This is a genomic window from Flavobacterium sp. ABG (genome assembly GCF_001027725.1).
GTDB classification, from domain to species: domain Bacteria; phylum Bacteroidota; class Bacteroidia; order Flavobacteriales; family Flavobacteriaceae; genus Flavobacterium; species Flavobacterium cupriresistens.
The window spans coordinates 197,446-217,154 of sequence record NZ_LEKS01000004.1 but is presented as its reverse complement, the minus strand read 5'-3'; the positions used below and the strand labels follow the sequence as shown (position 1 = coordinate 217,154).

The 19,709-nt window shown below is 35.5% G+C and carries 16 protein-coding genes and 2 tRNA genes; 11 read left to right on the top strand and 7 right to left on the bottom strand.

All coding sequences use genetic code 11. The features are described from left to right. Positions 1-19: 19 nt before the first annotated feature. The 7 genes from AB674_RS06265 to AB674_RS06235 all read left to right on the top strand — a co-directional run bounded on the left by AB674_RS06265 (position 20) and on the right by AB674_RS06235 (position 4,736). Positions 20-1,234, top strand: a complete 1,215-nt coding sequence (locus tag AB674_RS06265; protein WP_047774854.1) for an aminotransferase class V-fold PLP-dependent enzyme — start codon at positions 20-22, stop codon at positions 1,232-1,234. 84 nt (positions 1,235-1,318) lie between these two features. Continuing rightward, on the top strand, positions 1,319-1,672 hold the full coding sequence (locus tag AB674_RS06260) for a hypothetical protein (RefSeq protein WP_240478068.1): 354 nt from the start codon (positions 1,319-1,321) through the stop codon (positions 1,670-1,672). Positions 1,673-1,674: 2 nt separating this feature from the next. Then, positions 1,675-2,100, top strand: coding sequence for a SufE family protein (locus AB674_RS06255; protein ID WP_047774850.1), 426 nt, complete (start codon positions 1,675-1,677; stop codon positions 2,098-2,100). 138 nt (positions 2,101-2,238) lie between these two features. Then, the gene (locus tag AB674_RS06250; protein ID WP_205625351.1) at positions 2,239-2,649 is read left to right on the top strand and encodes a GxxExxY protein; all 411 of its coding nucleotides are present in this window, start codon (positions 2,239-2,241) and stop codon (positions 2,647-2,649) included. A 157-nt stretch (positions 2,650-2,806) separates the two neighbouring features. Further along, positions 2,807-3,130 carry an SUF system Fe-S cluster assembly protein gene (locus tag AB674_RS06245; protein ID WP_047774847.1) on the top strand — a complete coding sequence of 108 codons (324 nt, stop codon included), beginning with the start codon at positions 2,807-2,809 and terminating at the stop codon, positions 3,128-3,130. Positions 3,131-3,199: 69 nt separating this feature from the next. Continuing rightward, positions 3,200-3,709, top strand: a complete 510-nt coding sequence (locus AB674_RS06240) for a DUF2480 family protein (protein WP_047774845.1) — start codon at positions 3,200-3,202, stop codon at positions 3,707-3,709. A 76-nt stretch (positions 3,710-3,785) separates the two neighbouring features. Further along, positions 3,786-4,736, top strand: a complete 951-nt coding sequence (locus AB674_RS06235; RefSeq protein WP_047774843.1) for a DUF3078 domain-containing protein — start codon at positions 3,786-3,788, stop codon at positions 4,734-4,736. Positions 4,737-5,051: 315 nt separating this feature from the next. On the opposite strand, the gene hflX is transcribed toward AB674_RS06235, so the two are convergent. The 7 genes from hflX to AB674_RS06200 form a co-directional block, all read right to left on the bottom strand. Beyond that, on the bottom strand, positions 5,052-6,281 hold the full coding sequence (gene hflX, locus AB674_RS06230; RefSeq protein WP_047774841.1) for a GTPase HflX: 1,230 nt from the start codon (positions 6,279-6,281) through the stop codon (positions 5,052-5,054). A gap of 165 nt (positions 6,282-6,446) precedes the next feature. Continuing rightward, positions 6,447-7,310, bottom strand: a complete 864-nt coding sequence (locus tag AB674_RS06225; protein ID WP_047774840.1) for a hypothetical protein — start codon at positions 7,308-7,310, stop codon at positions 6,447-6,449. 134 nt (positions 7,311-7,444) lie between these two features. Further along, positions 7,445-8,791 (bottom strand): DUF5689 domain-containing protein, encoded by a 1,347-nt coding sequence (locus AB674_RS06220; protein WP_047774839.1) that lies wholly within the window; start codon positions 8,789-8,791, stop codon positions 7,445-7,447. 20 nt (positions 8,792-8,811) lie between these two features. After that, positions 8,812-11,643, bottom strand: coding sequence for a carboxypeptidase-like regulatory domain-containing protein (locus AB674_RS06215; RefSeq protein ID WP_047774837.1), 2,832 nt, complete (start codon positions 11,641-11,643; stop codon positions 8,812-8,814). Positions 11,644-11,948: 305 nt separating this feature from the next. Next, a complete protein-coding gene (locus tag AB674_RS06210; RefSeq protein WP_082210597.1) occupies positions 11,949-13,166 on the bottom strand; it encodes an MFS transporter in 1,218 nt (405 codons plus the stop codon). A 96-nt stretch (positions 13,167-13,262) separates the two neighbouring features. Beyond that, positions 13,263-14,303, bottom strand: coding sequence for a Gfo/Idh/MocA family oxidoreductase (locus tag AB674_RS06205; RefSeq protein WP_047774836.1), 1,041 nt, complete (start codon positions 14,301-14,303; stop codon positions 13,263-13,265). Between the two features lie 138 nt (positions 14,304-14,441). Next, on the bottom strand, positions 14,442-15,515 hold the full coding sequence (locus AB674_RS06200) for an NADH:flavin oxidoreductase/NADH oxidase (RefSeq protein WP_047774835.1): 1,074 nt from the start codon (positions 15,513-15,515) through the stop codon (positions 14,442-14,444). Positions 15,516-15,719: 204 nt separating this feature from the next. Here AB674_RS06200 and rseP point away from each other — a divergent pair, with 204 nt between their 5' ends. The 4 genes from rseP to AB674_RS06180 all read left to right on the top strand — a co-directional run bounded on the left by rseP (position 15,720) and on the right by AB674_RS06180 (position 19,477). Beyond that, entirely contained in the window at positions 15,720-17,063 is a 1,344-nt protein-coding gene (gene rseP, locus AB674_RS06195) for an RIP metalloprotease RseP (RefSeq protein ID WP_047774833.1), read from the top strand. A gap of 83 nt (positions 17,064-17,146) precedes the next feature. Beyond that, a tRNA-Asn gene (locus AB674_RS06190) sits at positions 17,147-17,220 on the top strand. 39 nt (positions 17,221-17,259) lie between these two features. After that, positions 17,260-17,333 (top strand) — tRNA-Asn (locus AB674_RS06185). Positions 17,334-17,902: 569 nt separating this feature from the next. After that, complete coding sequence (locus AB674_RS06180) at positions 17,903-19,477, top strand: serine hydrolase (RefSeq protein ID WP_047774832.1); 1,575 nt, start codon at positions 17,903-17,905, stop codon at positions 19,475-19,477. Positions 19,478-19,709: the final 232 nt, after the last annotated feature.

Genomic DNA, 19,709 nt, shown 5'->3' with positions numbered 1-19,709 from the left:
GACTTTTTCTAAATAAGACATGCTAGATATTCAAAAAATAAGAGCTGATTTCCCGATACTTTCACAAACTGTAAACGGAAAACCTTTAGTATACTTTGACAACGGTGCTACTTCACAAAAACCGCAAATTGTGATTGATGCTATCGAAAAATACTATCAGGAAATAAATGCAAACATCCACCGTGGTGTTCATACTTTAAGTCAATTAGCCACTGATGCCTACGAAATTTCTCGCGGTAAAGTGCAACAACATATTAACGCTAAGTTCGCTCACGAGGTACTTTTTACTCCGGGAACAACACATGGAATCAACTTGGTTACAAATGGATTTGCGTCTATTTTAAAACCGGGTGACGAGGTTTTGGTTTCCGCTTTAGAGCACCACAGTAACATTGTGCCTTGGCAAATGTTATGCGAGAAAACGGGTGCCGTACTGAAAGTTATTCCGATGAATGAAGATGGAGAACTGATCATGGATGCTTTTGACGCCTTGCTTTCTGAGAAAACAAAAGTGGTGACTGTCAATCATATTTCAAATGCATTAGGAATCATCAATCCGATAAAATATATAATCGAAAAAGCACATGCGGTTGGCGCTGCTGTTTTAATTGATGGTGCACAAGCGGTTCCACATTTAAAACCGGACGTTCAGGAGTTAGATTGTGATTTTTATGTTTTTTCGGGACACAAAATGTGCGGTCCGACAGGAACAGGGATTTTATACGGAAAAGAAGCCTGGTTGAATAAACTTCCTCCTTACCAAGGTGGGGGTGAAATGATTAAAGAGGTTACTTTCGAGAAAACAACTTACGCTGATTTGCCACATAAATTTGAAGCCGGAACTCCAAATATCGCAGGTGGTATTGTTCTTGGTACTGCTATTGATTATTTGAATAACATTGGTTTTGACAACATACAAAAGCACGAAGAAGAACTATTAGAATATGCTACAAAACGTTTGCTGGAAATTGAAGGCTTACGAATTTACGGAACCGGAAAAAATAAAGCTTCTGTAGTTTCGTTTAATATTGATGGCATTCATCCTTACGACATTGGTTCGATAATTGATAAATTAGGAATTGCCGTTAGAACCGGACATCATTGTGCACAACCTATTATGAATTTCTTTTGTATTCCCGGAACGATCCGTGCATCGTTCTCTTTTTACAATACCAAAGAAGAAATTGATTTGATGGTTGATGCGGTTAAAAAGGCAAAAACAATGTTAAGCTAAAAAAACAAACCTATGCGTATCGTATCCATATTGCTTCTAACTTTTTTTATTACGTCAAGTTGTTCAAGTCAAAAAAAAACAGACATGAAGTCAACACAAATTGAGTATTCAGCCCTTTCCAGAGGTCTTTATAAAAAAATACTTGTCCAGAATAAATCTGTTTCTGTTACAAACGGCAGAGATGCGGAGGCAGTTGAAAGCAAAATAGATGCCGCAAAATGGAATAAGATTGTTGCTGAGTTTGAGAAGATTAATTTAGATAATATTCCAAAATTAAAAGCACCAACAGAAAAGCGCTTTTACGATGGTGCAGCCATTGCAAACTTAAAAGTAACAACAAATGGAAAAACCTATGAAACAAAAGGTTTTGACAATGGTTTTCCTCCAAAGGAAATAGAGAAATTAGTAAATTTGCTGGTCGATTTTACGAAAGAATAATTATGACAATAAAAGAAATACAAAACGAAATAGTAGACGAGTTCTCCATGTTTGACGACTGGATGCAACGCTACGAATACATCATCGAATTAGGAAAAAGTCTTCCATTAATAAAAGAAGAATACAAAACCGAAGAAAATCTAATCAAAGGATGTCAGTCTAAAGTCTGGTTACAAGGAGAGCAATCCGATGATAAAATTGCTTTCACAGCAGACAGTGATGCCATTTTAACGAAAGGAATTATTGCTATTTTAATTCGTGCTTTTTCGAATCAGAAAGCAAAAGATATTTTAGATGCTGATGTTGATTTTATAGATGAGATCGGATTGAAGGAACATTTATCTGCTACACGTGCAAATGGACTAGTATCTATGATCAAAAACATCAAAATGTACGCTTTGGCTTTTGATGCTAAGAACAAAAACTAAACTTATTATTTAAACCATATAAGTGATGTAAGTTCATTTTAGCAAGCCTATTATTTACGTATATAATTTATTTGGTTTTAAAAATACTTTTAAGTCCGTGCCTCCTCTTTCTTTTTTTACTATTACACTAAAACAATAATGGTAACTAAGAAATATTTGAGTGATTTAATTTATCAGGTTAATGGAGCAGCAATTGAAGTTCATAAAAATATTGGACCCGGTCTTTTAGAAAGTATATATCATCAATGTATGATTAAAGAACTTTCTTTAAGAGGAATAAATTTTCAATCCGAATTAATAATTTCGATTGAGTATAAAGGTTTAGAATTGGAATCTGATTTAAGATGTGATTTGTTTATTGACAATTGTTTGGTTTTAGAACTAAAAGCAGTTGATAAAATCATTCCTGTTCACATTGCAAAATTGATGTCATACATGAAACTTTTGCAAGTACCTATTGGACTCATGATTAATTTTAATGTAACTAATATTTATCACGAAGGTCAAAAAACATATGTCAACGAATTGTATCGCTGGCTTGAAGATTAAAAATAAAAAACAACCCAAGAAATGTAAGCCCAGATTTTAAATGAACTTACATCACTTATATGGTTAAAAAAACAAAAGAACAAACCCAAGAATGTAAGCCCAATTTTAAATAAACTTACATCACTTATATGGTTTTAAAAAAAAATAAAAAAACAAAATGGAACAAGAAATAGACACTAACGACTTAGGAGAATCAATCGTAAAAGTTTTAAAAGGCATTTATGATCCGGAGATTCCTGTAGATATTTATGAATTAGGATTGATTTACGATGTAATGGTGAACACCGATTACGAAGTAAAAATCCTAATGACACTAACCTCTCCAAACTGCCCTGTAGCGGAAAGTTTACCAAGAGAAGTAGAAGAAAAAGTAAAAACAATCGACAACATAAAAGATGTTGAAGTAGAAATTACTTTCGATCCGCCTTGGAGCAAGGATTTGATGAGTGAAGAAGCAAAATTAGAATTAGGAATGCTTTAATATTTGTTTCAAGTTTAAAGTTTCAGGTTGTTCAACTTGAAACTTTAAACCTGAAACTAAACTTTTCTTATGGAAGAAATAATCAACAAAGTTGCCAATAGTGCCTTAGAAGTTTTTGATCTTGAGGATTATTATCCGAAAGGAATGCGAGTGCAAATTGACATTTCACAATGGCTTTTAGAAGGCTTTTTGTTAAAAGAAAAAGATTTCAGAGAGCATTTAAAAAATCATGACTGGGCACAATATCAGGATCAGTATGTTGCAATTAATTGCAGTACAGATGCTATTATTCCGGCTTGGGCTTTAATACTTGTCGCAGTACAATTAGCTCCTTATGCCAAAAAAGTAGTCAATGGAACTATCGAAGATTTAGATGGAAGTCTGTATGAAGAAATCCTAAGCAAGCTAGATTTTTCGGAATATAAAAATAAACCTGTTATCGTTAAAGGTTGTTCCAAAAAGCCCGTTCCAATGCGTGCATATATTTTAGCGACTTCTTATTTACAGCCATTTGCAAGAAGTATAATGTACGGAGAAGCTTGTTCTGCAGTGCCTTTATACAAAGAATCTAAGAAATAACATCCCTTCGCAATGAACTACCTCTAAGTGTTTTAACATTTTTTTAGTATATTTGTTACTACTTAAACTAAATACTATGAGAAAGATATCCTTGTTACTTTTCGTTTTAGTGAACTTCACTTTTGTTCAAGCCCAAAATTCAGAAAAAGAATTAATTCAAAACACCGAAAAAGCCGTAAAAAAAATCAATGACACTATTGAAGATGAAGGCTGGAAAGCAAAGGGAACCGTATCTCTTTTATTAAATCAGTCCAGTTTTAATAACTGGGTTGCGGGAGGAGAAGACAGTTTCTCCGGAACTTTAGGAATCAATTACGATTTCAATTACAAAAAAGACGATATAACCTGGGATAATAAAATCCTTGCTTCCTACGGGCTTTTACAGACTAAAAATGCTGATTTCGAGAAGAAGACTGATGACCGTTTGGAATTCAATTCAATCGTCGGTAAAAAGGCTTTTGGCGACTGGTACTACTCTTTCTTTTTAAATTTCAGAACCCAATTCACGACGGGTTACTTATATGGCCAAGATGTCAATGGCAAAGAAATCCGAACAGAAAACACCAAATTCATGTCCCCGGGTTACTTAACAACCGGTCCCGGTATTTATTGGTCTAAAACGGAAGATTTAAAAATAAACTTCGCACCCCTAACCTCAAAATTCACTTTTGTTGACGGTGCTTATACTTCGGGAATTGATCAGGCAACCGGATTACCTTATGTAGATGGGGCTTATTTTGGTGTTGATGCTAATAAAACGATGTTGTATGAACTGGGGTTTTATGCTTCGGTTTACTATAAACTTGCCATCATGACCAATGTAACTGCCGAGAATACGTTGAATTTATATTCGAACTATTTAAGAGATCCACAAAACGTAGATATCAATTACTCGTTGAATATTATCATGAAGGTAAACAAATTTTTATCTGCTAATCTGGCCTTCCAGGCAATTTACGACGATAATGCTTTCAGCGGATTCCAAACCAGAGAAGTTTTCGGTTTAGGAGTTAACTTTGGATTTTAGACCGTATTTTTTATCAGCTGGTTTAGCTGATTTATTTGCTTGCCACAGATTAGAGGATTAAAAAGATAAATGGTTCTTTCGGCTAAAGCCAGTTCTACGCCGATCAATCATTTACCTCCAACTAAAGCAGAAGGCTATTCAAACAGCAATAAATTTGTGATAACTTGCGAAATCAACACAGAATCTAAATGTCAATTTCATCAAGTCTTTATTTCTCCAACAATAAAAAGAGATCTAAAATAAATCCGCTCAATCTGCGTGAAAAAATTAAGCATAAAAAAAACGGCTTTTGAAAATATTCAAAAGCCGTTTTTTTTATTCCTCTTCTTTTTCGATGGCGTCCTTGTAATCCGGATACAAAAATTTATTATACGGGAATCTGGTGATATGAATCTGGCGTACAGCTTCGTATACCGTCTCTCTAAATTCCTCAAAATTTTCTTTTTGAGTAGCCGAAATAAACAATGCTTTATTCTCTCCAACATTACTCATCCAGGTCTGTTTCCATTCCTCAAGCGTGTAATGTTTTCTCGTTTTTTCAGTAATCAAATCATCGTGATCAATTGTCAAATGTTTGTAGGCATCAATTTTATTAAAAACCATAATAGTTGGCTTATCATTACTTTTGATTTCTAACAAGGTCTGATTTACAGATTCGATATGATCTTCAAAGTCCGGGTGCGAAATATCTACTACATGCAGCAACAAATCTGCTTCACGAACCTCATCTAATGTACTTTTAAAAGAGTCTACTAATTGCGTTGGTAACTTTCTAATAAAACCTACGGTGTCTGAAAGTAAAAAAGGTAAGTTTTTAATCACCACTTTACGAACTGTTGTATCCAGCGTTGCAAATAATTTATTTTCTACAAAAACATCGCTTTTACCAACTGCATTCATCAAAGTTGATTTTCCAACATTGGTGTAACCCACCAACGCCACGCGTACCATCGCACCACGATTACTGCGCTGAATACCCATTTGTTTATCGATCGTTTTGATTTTATCTTTCAACAACGAAATTCTGTCACGCACAATACGTCTGTCAGTTTCAATCTCCGTTTCACCGGGACCACGCATACCAATACCACCTTTCTGACGCTCAAGGTGCGTCCATAAACCGGAAAGTCTTGGTAATAAATAGATACATTGCGCCAACTCTACCTGTGTTCTTGCATAAGACGTTTCAGCTCTTTGCGCAAAAATATCCAGAATCAAATTGGTTCTGTCCAAGATTTTACAATCAATTATTCTTGAAATATTTTTCTGTTGTGATGGTGATAATTCATCATCAAAAATCAACGTCGATATATTGTTTTCTTTTACAAAAAGATTGATTTCATCTATTTTTCCTGTCCCAACAAAAGTCTTCGGATTTGGGCGTTCCATTTTTTGCGAAAAACGTTTTATCACTTCACCACCTGCGGTAAATGTCAAAAACTCTAATTCGTCTAAATATTCGTTTAGTTTTTCTTCACTTTGATTTTGAGTTATAATACCTACTACGGCTGTTCTCTCAAAATTTATAACTTCTTTTTCTAACATAGCTTTGAATAAGTTGCAAATTTAATGATTTGTAAGCTACTACACTTATACAATTTTATTTTTAAGTTCTATTTGGCAAATTAACCTCTTTATTTAAAAGAGTAAACCCCTTAGCCATTAAGATTATTAATCGCTAAAGGGTTTAAAAAATAAACAACAACGTCTTTATTCGTAAATAAAAGTCTTCTCTGTTTTTACAATTCCGTTTTCCTCTATTTGAGAACAGGATATTGGAAAATTCAATTTATTGTATTTATACTTTCGGCTTACTGCTACTAAGGCTGTAGATGAAGGACTAAAATTTACTTCATTATTATATGAAATAGTCTCAAAACTAAATTCGTCTTCATGATACGAAATCATCGGTACAATTATTTTGTAATTATCTCCGAAAAGATTCTGAACGATTAGTAATTCTACCGACTTTTTATCGTCATAAGTATAGGTTTTAGAAATTTTATCTCCAACCAAACCTTTGTGTTTTGCTACATTATCATTTACATAAACATATTCGATTTTACCGATAATCTGTTTATTTCTGTCGCGTGAAGTACGTCTTACAATTATACCGTTCTCTACAATATATTCAATATCATCTAGTATATTCTGGTGATTGGTACTTTTTTTAGTGATCGCTTTTACTCTCGCTCCCTCGTAGGTAAAAGTTACGGTTTTCGTAATGTAATCGTTGCCTTCATGGTATTTGTCAACGAATTTTATAATGTTGTTATCAGCATTATAAGTGTAGTTAACAACTTCTTTCCAGTCGCTCCCGACTTTTTCCTTTACGGTCATGTCCAACAATCCATTCTTATTGTAAAAGAATTTCTGAATAACGTCTGAGGTCGTGATCGATTGAATTTTACCTTCATTAAAAACCACTGTTTTATTTACAATTTCACCATCTTTATCGTTTTGGTAATTTGTTTTTACAATGTTTATTTGTTTTAATTTGACAGGAGCATCCTGACTGTGCAGCACGGATGGCATAACCATCAGCATGATGGCAATAAAGTAGATTTTTTTCATCGTATTATATAGATTTGGGATGACCAAAATACGAAATCCAATTAAATTTTAACAATTTCCGATTCAAAAATTGCTTATTTTTAAACAATTCACTAAAAACCAACCGCTTATCAGTAATCCCAAACTATTCTCCTCTATTTTTCAGCAAAAATCTTAATGTCATCCACCATAAAAGCGCCATTTAACGTTTTGTCTTTCCCGGATCCGACATATCTGAACGCAATATTAATATTTCCGGAATAGGATGGTAAATCGATTCTGCCGGAGGATATAAACTCACGTGCGGGAGTTGATAAATTAGGTAGTTTTGCAACCAATTTTGTCCATTTTGCTTTGGCAATATTCAATCCGTCAAAATCATCGGATACGTAAATTTCTAATGCATTTAATGGTGAATCGACCTTCAAATTGTATTGTGCACTTCTAAAAGAAAACACGGCATTTTTATATCCTTCTAAATTGATTTTAGGAGAAACCAGCCAGGCGACATTTTCTGCTGCTGTTGTACTTGTGGTATTAAACTCTGCGTAACCATTTCCGCCATAAAACATACTTCTCCATGATTTACTGGCTTTCTCAACAATATTACTCCAACCCGGCAGACTAAAAGCTACATTGTTTTTCACCGATTGAAAATCTTCTGAAAATAAGGGACTGGCCCTCTTTCCATCCATTACAACATCACTTTCAGATCTCGCCATCAGTTGGTAATCAGAACCAAATTTTGTTAATATCCCTCGTACTTTCCCACTTCCTTCCGGCACCGCACTAGCTGCAAAATTTGCAAAATTACTCGTTCTGAAAATAACCTGATTTCCTGTTTTATCACTGAGGTTCCAATTGGTTGCACCCCCAACATTATTGGATTCTTCAAAATAATGGCGCCCAATTGCGGCTTCTGTAAATTGGACCTCCTTAAGTTCAATTAACGTATTGAGATTTTTATCGTTTAGCGCTTCTTCAATAGAAAAAGACCGAACCAATTGATTTTCATCGACTACAATACAAGACGCATTCATTATATTTTTATAGTCATTTTGCGAAATTCTGCCTATTGTTGGATCTCCGGCATTACTCACATAAAGACTCCCAATTCGCAGTCCTCCGTAATATAAATCTGTAAATTGATTTTTGAGCTTTAAATACACTTTATTGCCCACACGAAAATCAGCATACGTATTTGTTACGTCGACGGCCACACTAAAACCTACTACCTCCTTACTGTCCTTTAATGTCTGAAGATAAATCGTTTTAAAAAAATTACCTCCTTCATCTGTTGACACGACGTAGGCTTCAATAACATCATCATAACCATATTGCTTTGGTACAGGTTCTGAAACGTCTTTCAGTTTTTCTACTGTTTGATTTACGATTAAATTGGGCTGTGTACAACTAAACTCAGGACTTTCCAGTTCTGCATCACAGGAACATAAAAGCAACAATTGTAGTGCAAAAAAATATTTTAAGATGCTATCCATCATATTCTGACCTGTTTTAATTTTTAGAAATTAACACTTAGGTTTACGAAATAGGTTCTTCCGTAACCGTAGAAATATTTAGCCCCAAACGAAGGGGTTCCACTCGAAACATCTTGATTAAGTGCTCTAAAATTGGCATTTCTGGCCTGCTCAAAACCACCTGTTTTATACGATACATCCAGAACATTATTTACACTCACAAAAAGGCCAATATTATTTCCAAAAACGCTCCAGGATTTACCTCCTGTAATATTCACTAACGATATTGGATCCAATTTTTCCTGTTTTAATAAACGGAGGGCCCGCTCCTTGGTCGCTTCAGGAAAAAACAACCCGTTCTTAGCGTTGATGTAAAAACGATCTGTTCTGGCAATTGGAGCAACATCAATATAATTTTCAGCCAAATAGTTAAGAGTCGCTCCCAGCCACCAAAATTTAGGCGCTCTGTATTCCAGTCCAACTGCACAGGCCTGTTGTGGCATACCGGATTGTTTGTAATCTTTAAGCCGGGATCTCCCAAAATCAAAAGTCGACTGTGTATTTTCTTTCGCCACATTTGCATCATTTGTAATAGAAACATTTGGATTGCTACTGTAGGTATAGTTACCGTATGCCAAACAGGCTATAGCTTTTAATGCCGCTGAAATTTGATACTCAAAACTCAATTCAACTCCAATGTTTTTCTTGTCTAACTGTGTCAAAGTCTGACTTACAAATGCATCTGTATTATTATTAGCTTTTCCTTTGTCGAAAATTCCTTCTGCATAAAAGAAAGACGTTTTAGCCGAATTTCTTATCAAAGTATAATACGCTGTTGCTCTCATTTTGAGCTTGGGCATTCGAAAGACATAACTTCCTTCGGCACCGCTGATTTTCTCATTTCCAAGATCGTCAACAATAGCATTGTTAAGCCTCGAATTAGAGAACGTATTTTGAAGCGACGGCGCTCTTGTATAATGCATTCCATTAAAAAACAACCATTGTTTGCCTGAAATCTTGTAAGTGAATCCACCTTTGAAACCAAAATTTTCAAAATTTACTTTTTTACTTTTACCAAGAGACGTTGTTGGATAAATTCCATTTTGATATAATCCTTCTCTTTGGTATTCTGAAACAGAATAGGATTGGGATAAAAAGAAATCGATTTTATTATAGTTGAACTTAAACTGTGTAAAAGCATCGATTATCGTTGCCAGCAGCTTATAATTGTAGCCATAAACATCCCCTTCTTTGACCTGACGATTTGGATTCTGCAGATCAGATTGCGCCTGAGCACCGGTATAAAATGCATCAACATCTTCAAAATATAAACCTCCGAGTAAATCTACTAAAGATTGAAAATGATGTGATTTCAAACTTCTAAAAACGATGCCACCATCAAAAGCGCTATTCTCAGTAAGTCGCAAGTTTAAATTGGAGTTTACCGCCAGTGTTTTATCATCGGTCCGGTCTTCATATAAAACATAATGACTTTGCGCGGGTTCAAAACCTGTAATTATATTGTTCGAATTTAATATTGGCTTCTGATTCGTCCGATACAAGTCTTCCCAATTTAGTTGGGCATGGTCTAAAAACAATGTTTTACTTTTTTCCGCATTTATATAATCAGGCATAAAATCCCCCGAAAATGCTCCCTTGTCTTTTGCATAAAGTGACGTAAAATAACTGGGTAATTTTCTGTAATAGACGGGATCCGGACTATCTGCATTCTGGTAGTCAATTGTACTGTTTCCCACTTTACCAAATTGATACATAACGTTTGAATTCAGATTTGTTTTTTCATTTATTCTAAAATAATGATTCAACATTAACAGTGGTTCTTTGATGTTTTTTACGCGTGCATTTCGTTTTTTTCCGTTTTGCCATCCCCAGTACGAATTGTATTTTTCGTTGGTCAATCTGGTAACTTCGTTTGTATTTGGTGAATTTTTTCCACGCGAATTTGGTGTATAAAATCCGGTAAAATTAAGCGCGTTTCTATCGTTCCATTTCTTTTCAATGCTTATAAAAAAAGACTCTCCTTTAAAATTTGTTCCTTCAAAAAAGCCTTCGTTTCCTATTCGTTTTCCAGCCGAAATTACATACGCCCAACCCGAGGCATTTATACCGGAAGCATAGGTTCCGATTGCCCGCCAATTGTAAGTGGTGTTGCTTGCTGAAAATAAAAGACGACTTCCTTTTTTATAAATGGAAGCTCGTGTATAAATCTGTTGTGTACCTAATATACCTCCAAAAGTATGGTCTGAAGAAGCTGCTCCAACTGAAAACTCCTGATTTCGAAGTACGTCATTCAACCCACCCCAATTCCCCCATTGTGGTCTTCCGTCATAAACTTTGTTCATTGGCATTCCGTTGAGCATCATGGTTCCGTTTTCACTGTCTAATCCCCGAACCCTAAATCTTGCCTGACCCCAACTAAAAGCGGAGACCTGAAAAAACGCATCTTTTGAAGATTGCAAAAGACCTGATGTCATCTCCGATGTGTTGGTATCATCCGTTAAGTCACTTTCTGATAGGGTAATTAAAGTGGCAGAGACATCATCGGAAAAATTATCTTCCAGTTGTATTATTCCGAGATTATGATTGGAATCTAAATTTACTTTTAAAAGTACCTCTTTGTAGCCCTGACTGTGCAGCAAAAGCAATTGTTCCCCTTTTAGAGTGGAATGCAGTTCAAATTTTCCGTTTGCTTTGGTCAATTGTGTAGCAGAAGAGTTCTGAATACTTACGACGATATTCTCTAACGGTTGTTGCGTTTTTATATCAATTACTACTCCTGAAAGAATCACATCCTGTTGTGCGAAAACAAAACCGAGAGGCAGTAAAACAAAAAAGACCAAGTACATTTTTTCCATAAAAGATCCCTATTAACTTTGACAAATTGTTTTGGTTTAAAATGTCTTTCCTTAAAAAACACTTTAACCCTTACATCAAAAGATAAAATTGATCTTTGGAAAAGAATGGGAGTACCTGCACAGAATTATACATCAGCTATCATTCTTAATTCAAAGATAGCTAATATTTGTTATTGTAGTACTTTTATTACTAATTATGATTGTTTTTATATTGTTTTGTCTTCGCAGATTTTACAGATGAAGCGAATGAGTTTAACACCGTACCTTCGATTAATCTCCGTCATGCAGATAAATAAAAAGAGAGACTAGGGAGTTGTTCGAATTTTAGAGACCATAAAAGCAATCAGAACACCAAAGATTCCGATAAAAGCAAAAGAAAACTGCAGTCCAAAAGTTTCAGCAATATGTCCGATCACGGGAGGTCCCATTAAAAAGCCCAGAAAACTAACACTCGAAACAATCGTTAAAGCTTCTCCGGGTGGAACAGTCGGGTTTTTACCCGCCATACTGTAAACTGTAGGAACAATCGTTGCCACTCCTAGTCCAACCAGCATAAAAGCAAGTGTACATGGTATAATATAAGGAAGAAAAACAGCTGTAAAAAGTCCGGCTGAAATCATCACGCCACTGATTTGCATAACACGTTCACGACCAAATTTGTTGATCAATCCGTCTCCTAAAAATCGTCCGCTGGCCATCATAATCATAAATGAAGTGTACCCTAAAATCACCAAAGGACCCGGTGCCTGAACAACATCTTTAAAATAAACACCACTCCAATCAAACATTACTCCTTCACTTGCCATACTGCAAAAACCAATTACACCGAGCCAGATTAAAGCACTATCGGGTTTAACAAATAGTTTCTTTTTCTCTGTTTTGTCTTTGATTTTTTCTTTGGCTTTGACCAAAAATTTAAAATTAAAAACAATCATCAGTAGTACAATTCCGGCGATAATTAAAAAATGATGAAGTGGACTCAGGTTTAAAGCCAACATTCCTAAACCGACTAAGGCTCCTGTAAATCCGGCAAAACTCCACATCCCATGAAAAGAGGACATAATTGTTTTTTTGAAAAGAACCTCTGTATAAACGCCTTGAGTATTAACCGCTATGTTGGCTAAGTTTCCAAATAAACCGAATAAAAATAAACCCAATGACAATTGTAAAGCTGTAGTTGCCAAGCCTAAATTGGCAAGACACAAAACATACATTATTAAAGAAAAAATTAAAATGCGGTGACTTCCAAACTTCGTTACCATTTTCCCCGAAAAAGGCATAATCAACAATTGCCCCATTGGTAAGGCGAAAAGGATAGAACCTAAGTCTCCTTCGGTCAGATGCAAAGCGGTTTTAATATCCGGAATTCGACTTGCCCAGGTAGCAAAACTTAAACCCATTCCAAAATAAAACATTCCGACAGCAAAACGAATTCGGTTTAGATAAGACGCTTTGGCCTCTCTAAAGACTTTCTTAATTTTCCCTTTGGTTTGAAATAGTGCTAATGGATTGAAATCGATCAAAATAATGGTGTTTAAAGTTTGGTCGTATAAAAGTACTAAAAAGCTCCGTTATGCACGACCAAACCCTATTAGTTCCTCGATTTATAACGTTATTGTTTATAAATTAATCACTTTTTGCTGGGTATTACTTGCAATTGCAGCTTCTATAATCTGCATTACTTTTACACCGTCTTGTGCTGTAACCGGTTCTGTTTTATGGTTTGAAATCGCATCGTAAACGCCATCAAAAAAGCTGAAATAATTCCCCTTTAGTGTTGGTATTTTTTCTCGAATTTCTTTTCCGTCAATTTCAGTATGCAGCAGCCCTTGTAAGCTTTCGGACTCTGTTCCCCATAATTCTAAATTTGGTTTCTTTCCTGCTTTTAAATCATCTTCCTGTACATCGCCACGAGGTTTTAGGAAAGATCCTTTTTTACCGTGAATCGTATAGGCAGGATTTGCTTCCTTTACAAAAAAACCTGCCTTTAATCGCACTCTAAGATCCGCATAAATCAACAACAAATCGATCCAATCGTCTACGACAGAACCTTCTCTTGTCGTTCTGATATCCGCAAAAACAGACTTCGGAGAACCAAATAAAGCAACAGCCTGATCGATTAAATGTGGTCCTAAATCTTTTAAAATTCCGGCGCCATCGTTCGCTGTTTCCTTGTGTGCTTTTGCACTCAACAACGGATTATAACGATCAAAATGAAACTCTGCTTCAACCAACTCTCCTAAAACGCCTTCGTTAATTATTTTCTGAACGGTCTTAAAATCACTATCCCAACGTCTGTTCTGAAAAACAGCTAATTTTAATCCTTTCTCTCTAGCAATTCCGGCTAATTCTTCTGCTTCGGCTACAGTTGTTGTAAATGCTTTTTCTACAACGGCATGTTTTCCTGCCAGGAGTACCTTTTTTGCATATTCGAAATGCGTTCCAACCGGGGTATTTACAATGACCAAATCAACATCAGCCGCCAGTAGTTCCTCAATAGAAGCATAACTTTTTACAGATGGATAATCTTCGTGAATCACTTTTTTACTTCTTTCCCAAGAACCCAACAATTCAAACCCCGGATGAATCGCTAAAAAAGGAGCGTGAAAAACTTTCCCCGACATTCCGTATGATAATAGTGCTGTTTTTATTTTTTCCATTTTATGTGTTTTTTTGCCACAGATTGTTTTGATTGGCACAGATTACTGTTAGTTTGTGTTGCCACGAATTACACGAATTTTCACAAATCGATGCGCTTAAAAAATCCTTTTAATCTGTGAAATCTGTGCCCTATAAATTTATCTCACTTTAGCTCTCTCGTACTGTTTTGGCCATGAAATATCATCATTTAAATCGACAGCAAAATCTAAAGGTAAATTCGGATTACGAAGCGACTCCCTGCCAAACAAAATTAAATCAGCTTGGCCTTCTTTCAAAATAGCTTCCGCCTGTTCTGCCTCGGTGATTAGACCAACTGCTCCAGTCAAAATAGCCGTTTCTTTCTTGATTTTTTCCGCAAAAGAAACCTGATAATTTGGCTCTAACGGGATTTGCTGATGCGATACTAATCCACCTGACGAAACATCGATCAGATCAACTCCCTTTTCTTTTAAAATTCTGGAAAGTTCTACTGACTCTTCAGGATTCCATCCTCCCTCAGCCCAATCTGTTGCCGAAATTCTAACCAACAATGGCAAATCCGACGGCCATTCTGATTGAACTGCTTCCACAACTTCGAGTGTAAAGCGAATACGATTTTCAAAACTCCCTCCATATTCATCCGTTCGCTTATTCGTTAAAGGGGATAAAAACTGGTGGAGCAAATAACCATGGGCGCCATGAATTTCCACTAGCTGATAACCGGCTTTAACCGCTCTTTTAGTTGCCGTTTTAAAATCCGAAAGCACTTTTTCAATTCCGATTTTATCCAAGGCAGTTGGAAGAAACGGTTCCGTTTCATGATACGCAATTGCACTCGGGGCAACAGTCTGCCAGCCCTCATGACCAATATCTAATTTTTTGTTGCCCTCCCATGGCACAGAAACACTTGCTTTTCGTCCGGCATGTGCCAATTGAATACCAGGAACGGCATTTTGTGATCTAATAAATTCGTTGATTGTTTTAAATTTTTCAATGTGCTCGTCTTTCCATATTCCTAAATCAGAAGGAGAAATTCTAGCCTCAGGAGAAACGGCTGTTGCCTCCTGAATAATCAAACCGGCACCCCCGCTGGCACGGCTCCCCAAATGAACCAAGTGCCAATCGTTAGCGAATCCGTCGATTGCAGAATACTGACACATAGGCGAAATAACAATTCTATTTTTTAAAGTAATATTTTTAAGGGTAAGCGGAGCGAATAATATTGAAGCCATAATAGTGTAACTTTTAATCGTTTTAAGCTACCTATTAAGTAGGATAGCGCACAAAAAAGTAAAGTTACAGCATCTGCCTAAAAGTAGAAATCAAAATGTTTATTAATTAACAAACATTTAAAACCTTATATATTATATTGCACTACCAAATTAAAATAGAAACGTTACTTTTGTGCGTTAAAAATTACGAACTAAAAATTAAAAATGGATATAGTTATCAAGCTCTCTCAATTTCTATTGAGTTTATCATTACTTATTATTCTTCACGAATTAGGACATTTTATTCCTGCAAAATTATTTAAAACCAGAGTTGAGAAATTTTACTTATTTTTTGATGTGAAATTTTCTCTTTTGAAAAAGAAAATCGGAGAAACTGAATACGGAATCGGTTGGTTACCATTAGGAGGTTATGTGAAAATCTCAGGAATGATCGACGAAAGTATGGATAAAGAACAAATGGCTTTACCTCCAGAACCTTGGGAGTTTCGCTCTAAGCCGGCTTGGCAGCGTTTGATTATTATGCTTGGGGGTGTAACTGTAAATTTCATCCTTGCTTTTGTTATCTACATCGGAATGGCTTACGCTTATGGTGAAATGTTTATTGCCAACAAAGATTTAAAAGACGGTCTTTTGATCGAAAACAAAGCAATGTTAAATGCCGGTTTTAAAACAGGTGATATCATTGTTGGTATAGATGGAGAAAAAGTGATCCGATATGACAGCGATGTTAATGGAAAATTAGCTACCTCAAAAGAAGTAGTAATTGACAGAAACGGAAAAGAACAAACAATCGCAATCCCAAATGATTTTGTTGATCAGTATTCTAAGGCAGGAAAAGGTGCTTTGGCTACTTTTCGTGTTCCATTTGTAATTGGAAAAATAGCTGATGATTCTAAAAATACAGTTTTGAAACCAAAAGATATCCTTTTATCACTTAACGGACAAAAGGTAAAATATCTTGATGAGGCTAAAACAATATTGGAAAACAATAAAGGTAAAACCGTTGAGGCTACTTTACTTCGCAATCAAAAAGAAGAAAAAGTAAAACTAATGGTTGCTAATGACGGAAAATTAGGCATACAATTGGCTGGCTTAGATTTGGATTCTTTGGAAAAATTAGGCTACTATAAAATCAGTAAAAGAGAATTCTCCTTTTTAGAATCTATTCCGGTAGGAATCGAAAGAGGAAAAGATCAATTGGTAGGATATGGTAAACAACTTAAATTAATCTTTAATCCGGAAACCAAAGCATACAAACAGGTAGGTGGTTTTGCGGCTATTTTTAATGTTTTTCCTAAAACTTGGAGCTGGGAAGCTTTTTGGTCTATCACGGCTTTATTGTCAATTATGCTTGGAGTAATGAACTTATTGCCGATTCCTGCTCTTGATGGCGGACATGTAATGTTTTTATTGTACGAAATAATTAGTGGCAGAAAACCGAGTGATAAATTCCTTGAAAATGCACAAATGGTTGGTTTCGTTTTACTTATCTCATTGCTTTTATTTGCTAATGGAAATGATATCTACAAAGCAATTGTTGGCAAATAATTTTTTTGAAAAAAAAGAGCAAAAATGTTTTTTAGAAACCAAAAATTGATATATATTTGCACTCGCTAAAAAGAACAACATCTTCCTCCTTAGCTCAGTTGGTTAGAGCATCTGACTGTTAATCAGAGGGTCCTTGGTTCGAGCCCAAGAGGGGGAGCAACTTTTTTTTAGCAAACATATTTACCTTTAAGGTGATTCCTCCTTAGCTCAGTTGGTTAGAGCATCTGACTGTTAATCAGAGGGTCCTTGGTTCGAGCCCAAGAGGGGGAGCTTAAAAAAAAAGACTATCATCACGATAGTCTTTTTTTTGCTTATAACCGAAATATTGGATTGAAATTCCACACTTTTTAAATTCCAAATTCCAATCTCAAAAGTAAAATTCCAAATCTTTAAATTCCAAATTCCAATCTTGTGGGAATCTGGGGTCAACGCAAAAACCTGTGGAACAGTAAAAAATGAATTCGAAAATTTAATTTATCTAAAAAACATCTCGTTTACAAAATACACACTTAATTTGTCATTTCGAGGCACGAGAAATCACACCAGAAATTCCGCATAGAAAATCGCCAATCTTTGTTGATCTGCGAGTGTGATTTCTCGTGCCTCGAAATGACAGAACTACAGGAAACAATCTGTTTCTAATAAATAGCTGTTTTTTTTTTATATAATTAAACCTGACAGGTTTTTGAAACCTGTCAGGTTTAATTTTTACGATATATTAGAACATCATGTTCTTGAAATCTAAATTCAGGTCTTTTTGATATTCTTTTATTTTATATATTCGTTCCGAAGGGAAAACCCTACTAATTAAACTACATTAAACAATCAGACCAAAAAACATGAAAAAACCAAAATTCGCATTAACCATTTTAACCACTTTCTTATTACTTACCACCAGTAATATCTTTGCTCAACTCTCTTCAAAAGAAGTTGATGCACTTGTAGAAAAATCAATCGAAAAATTTAATGTTGCCGGAGTTGCAGTCGCCATTATAAAAGATGGAAAAGTGATTCACAAAAAAGGATATGGCGTTAAGTCTATCAACACAAAACAAGCTGTCGACGAGCACACCAATTTTCAAATTGCTTCTAACAGCAAAGCTTTTACTACTGCCGCGTTAGCTATTCTAGTCGATGAAGGAAAGATTTCCTGGAAAGACAAAGTGAAAACCTATATTCCCGAATTTAAAATGTACAATGAGTACGTAACAGAACATTTTCTTATCGAAGATTTATTATGTCATCGTAGCGGACTTGGTTTAGGCGCCGGAGATTTAATGTTTTTTCCTAACGGTACTGACTTTACCATAAAAGATGTTTTAAGCAATTTTCAGCATTTTAAACCTGTTTCGGAATTCAGAACACAATTTGATTATGACAATCTGCTTTATTTTGTAGCAGGCGAGCTGACCGCAAGAGTAAGCGGAATGAGCTGGGAGGCATTTATCGAAACCAAAATCATGAATCCTTTACAGATGAACAACTCGCATGCTTCTCTTAAAGACATAAAAGACAAATCTAATCTAGCTACACCCCACTCGACAAACGGTACCGAGAACAACAAAATAAAAACCATTCAAGGGTTTGAAGAAATGGTAAACGGTGCTCCCGGCGGCATTGTATCTAATGCAGATGATATGTCAAAATGGGTTCTGGTACAATTAAACAAAGGAAAATACGGAGACCAATTAGACAAACAACTTTTCTCTCCGGAAAGACAAAATGAAATGTGGAAATTGTACTCAGTCCTTCCAGCGGACCCGGACCCGAGATACAAACAACATTTTAACGGTTATGGATTAGGTTGGTTTTTAGCTGATGTAAAAGGAAATCTAAGCGTTTCCCACACAGGTGGATTACCGGGAATGCTTTCTATAGTTACAATGATTCCGGATTTAAATTTAGGGGTCGTAGTTTTAACCAATACCGAAAATGGTGGCGCCGGTGTTTTCTCTGCCGTAAGTCAAACCATTATCGACAGTTACTTAGGTCTGGACGATTACGGATGGATTGACAAACATGCCTCTTTTTTAGAATCACAAAAGAACGTCGACAATGAAGCCGTTAAAAAAGTTTGGGAAACCGTAAACAAAGCCAAAAATATCAAAATCAAAAACGAAGACTTTATCGGGCAATATGAAGATAAATGGTTCGGGAAAATGGAAATATTCCTGAAAGGAAATCAATTATGGTTCAAATCTCTTCGTTCACCAAAACTAAACGGACCAATGCAATTTTATAAAGCAAATACATTTGCTATAAAATGGGAATATCAAGACATGAATTGCGATGCGTTTGCCTCCTTTAGCTTAGATGAAGAAGGAAAAGCACAAAGCATAAAAATGAAAGGGATATCACCAACGATTGATTTTAGTTTTGATTTTCAGGATTTAGATCTTAAGAGAGTTAAATAACAAATAAAAATTAAGCAGCTCAAGACATCAAATCAATCTGCAAATTAATCACGACCCCAAATCGTTACAATTAAGTTTTTAAATCAAAAAGAGCATCGATATAAACGATGCTCTTTTTTTTATTGGTGAAAAAGAAATAGTTATTTTGGCGTCCTATCGACTCAGGAGAAATCACATTCAACTATTCGACAAATCATTCTTACTTAACTAGTGCAATTTTTTCTGTTCCAAA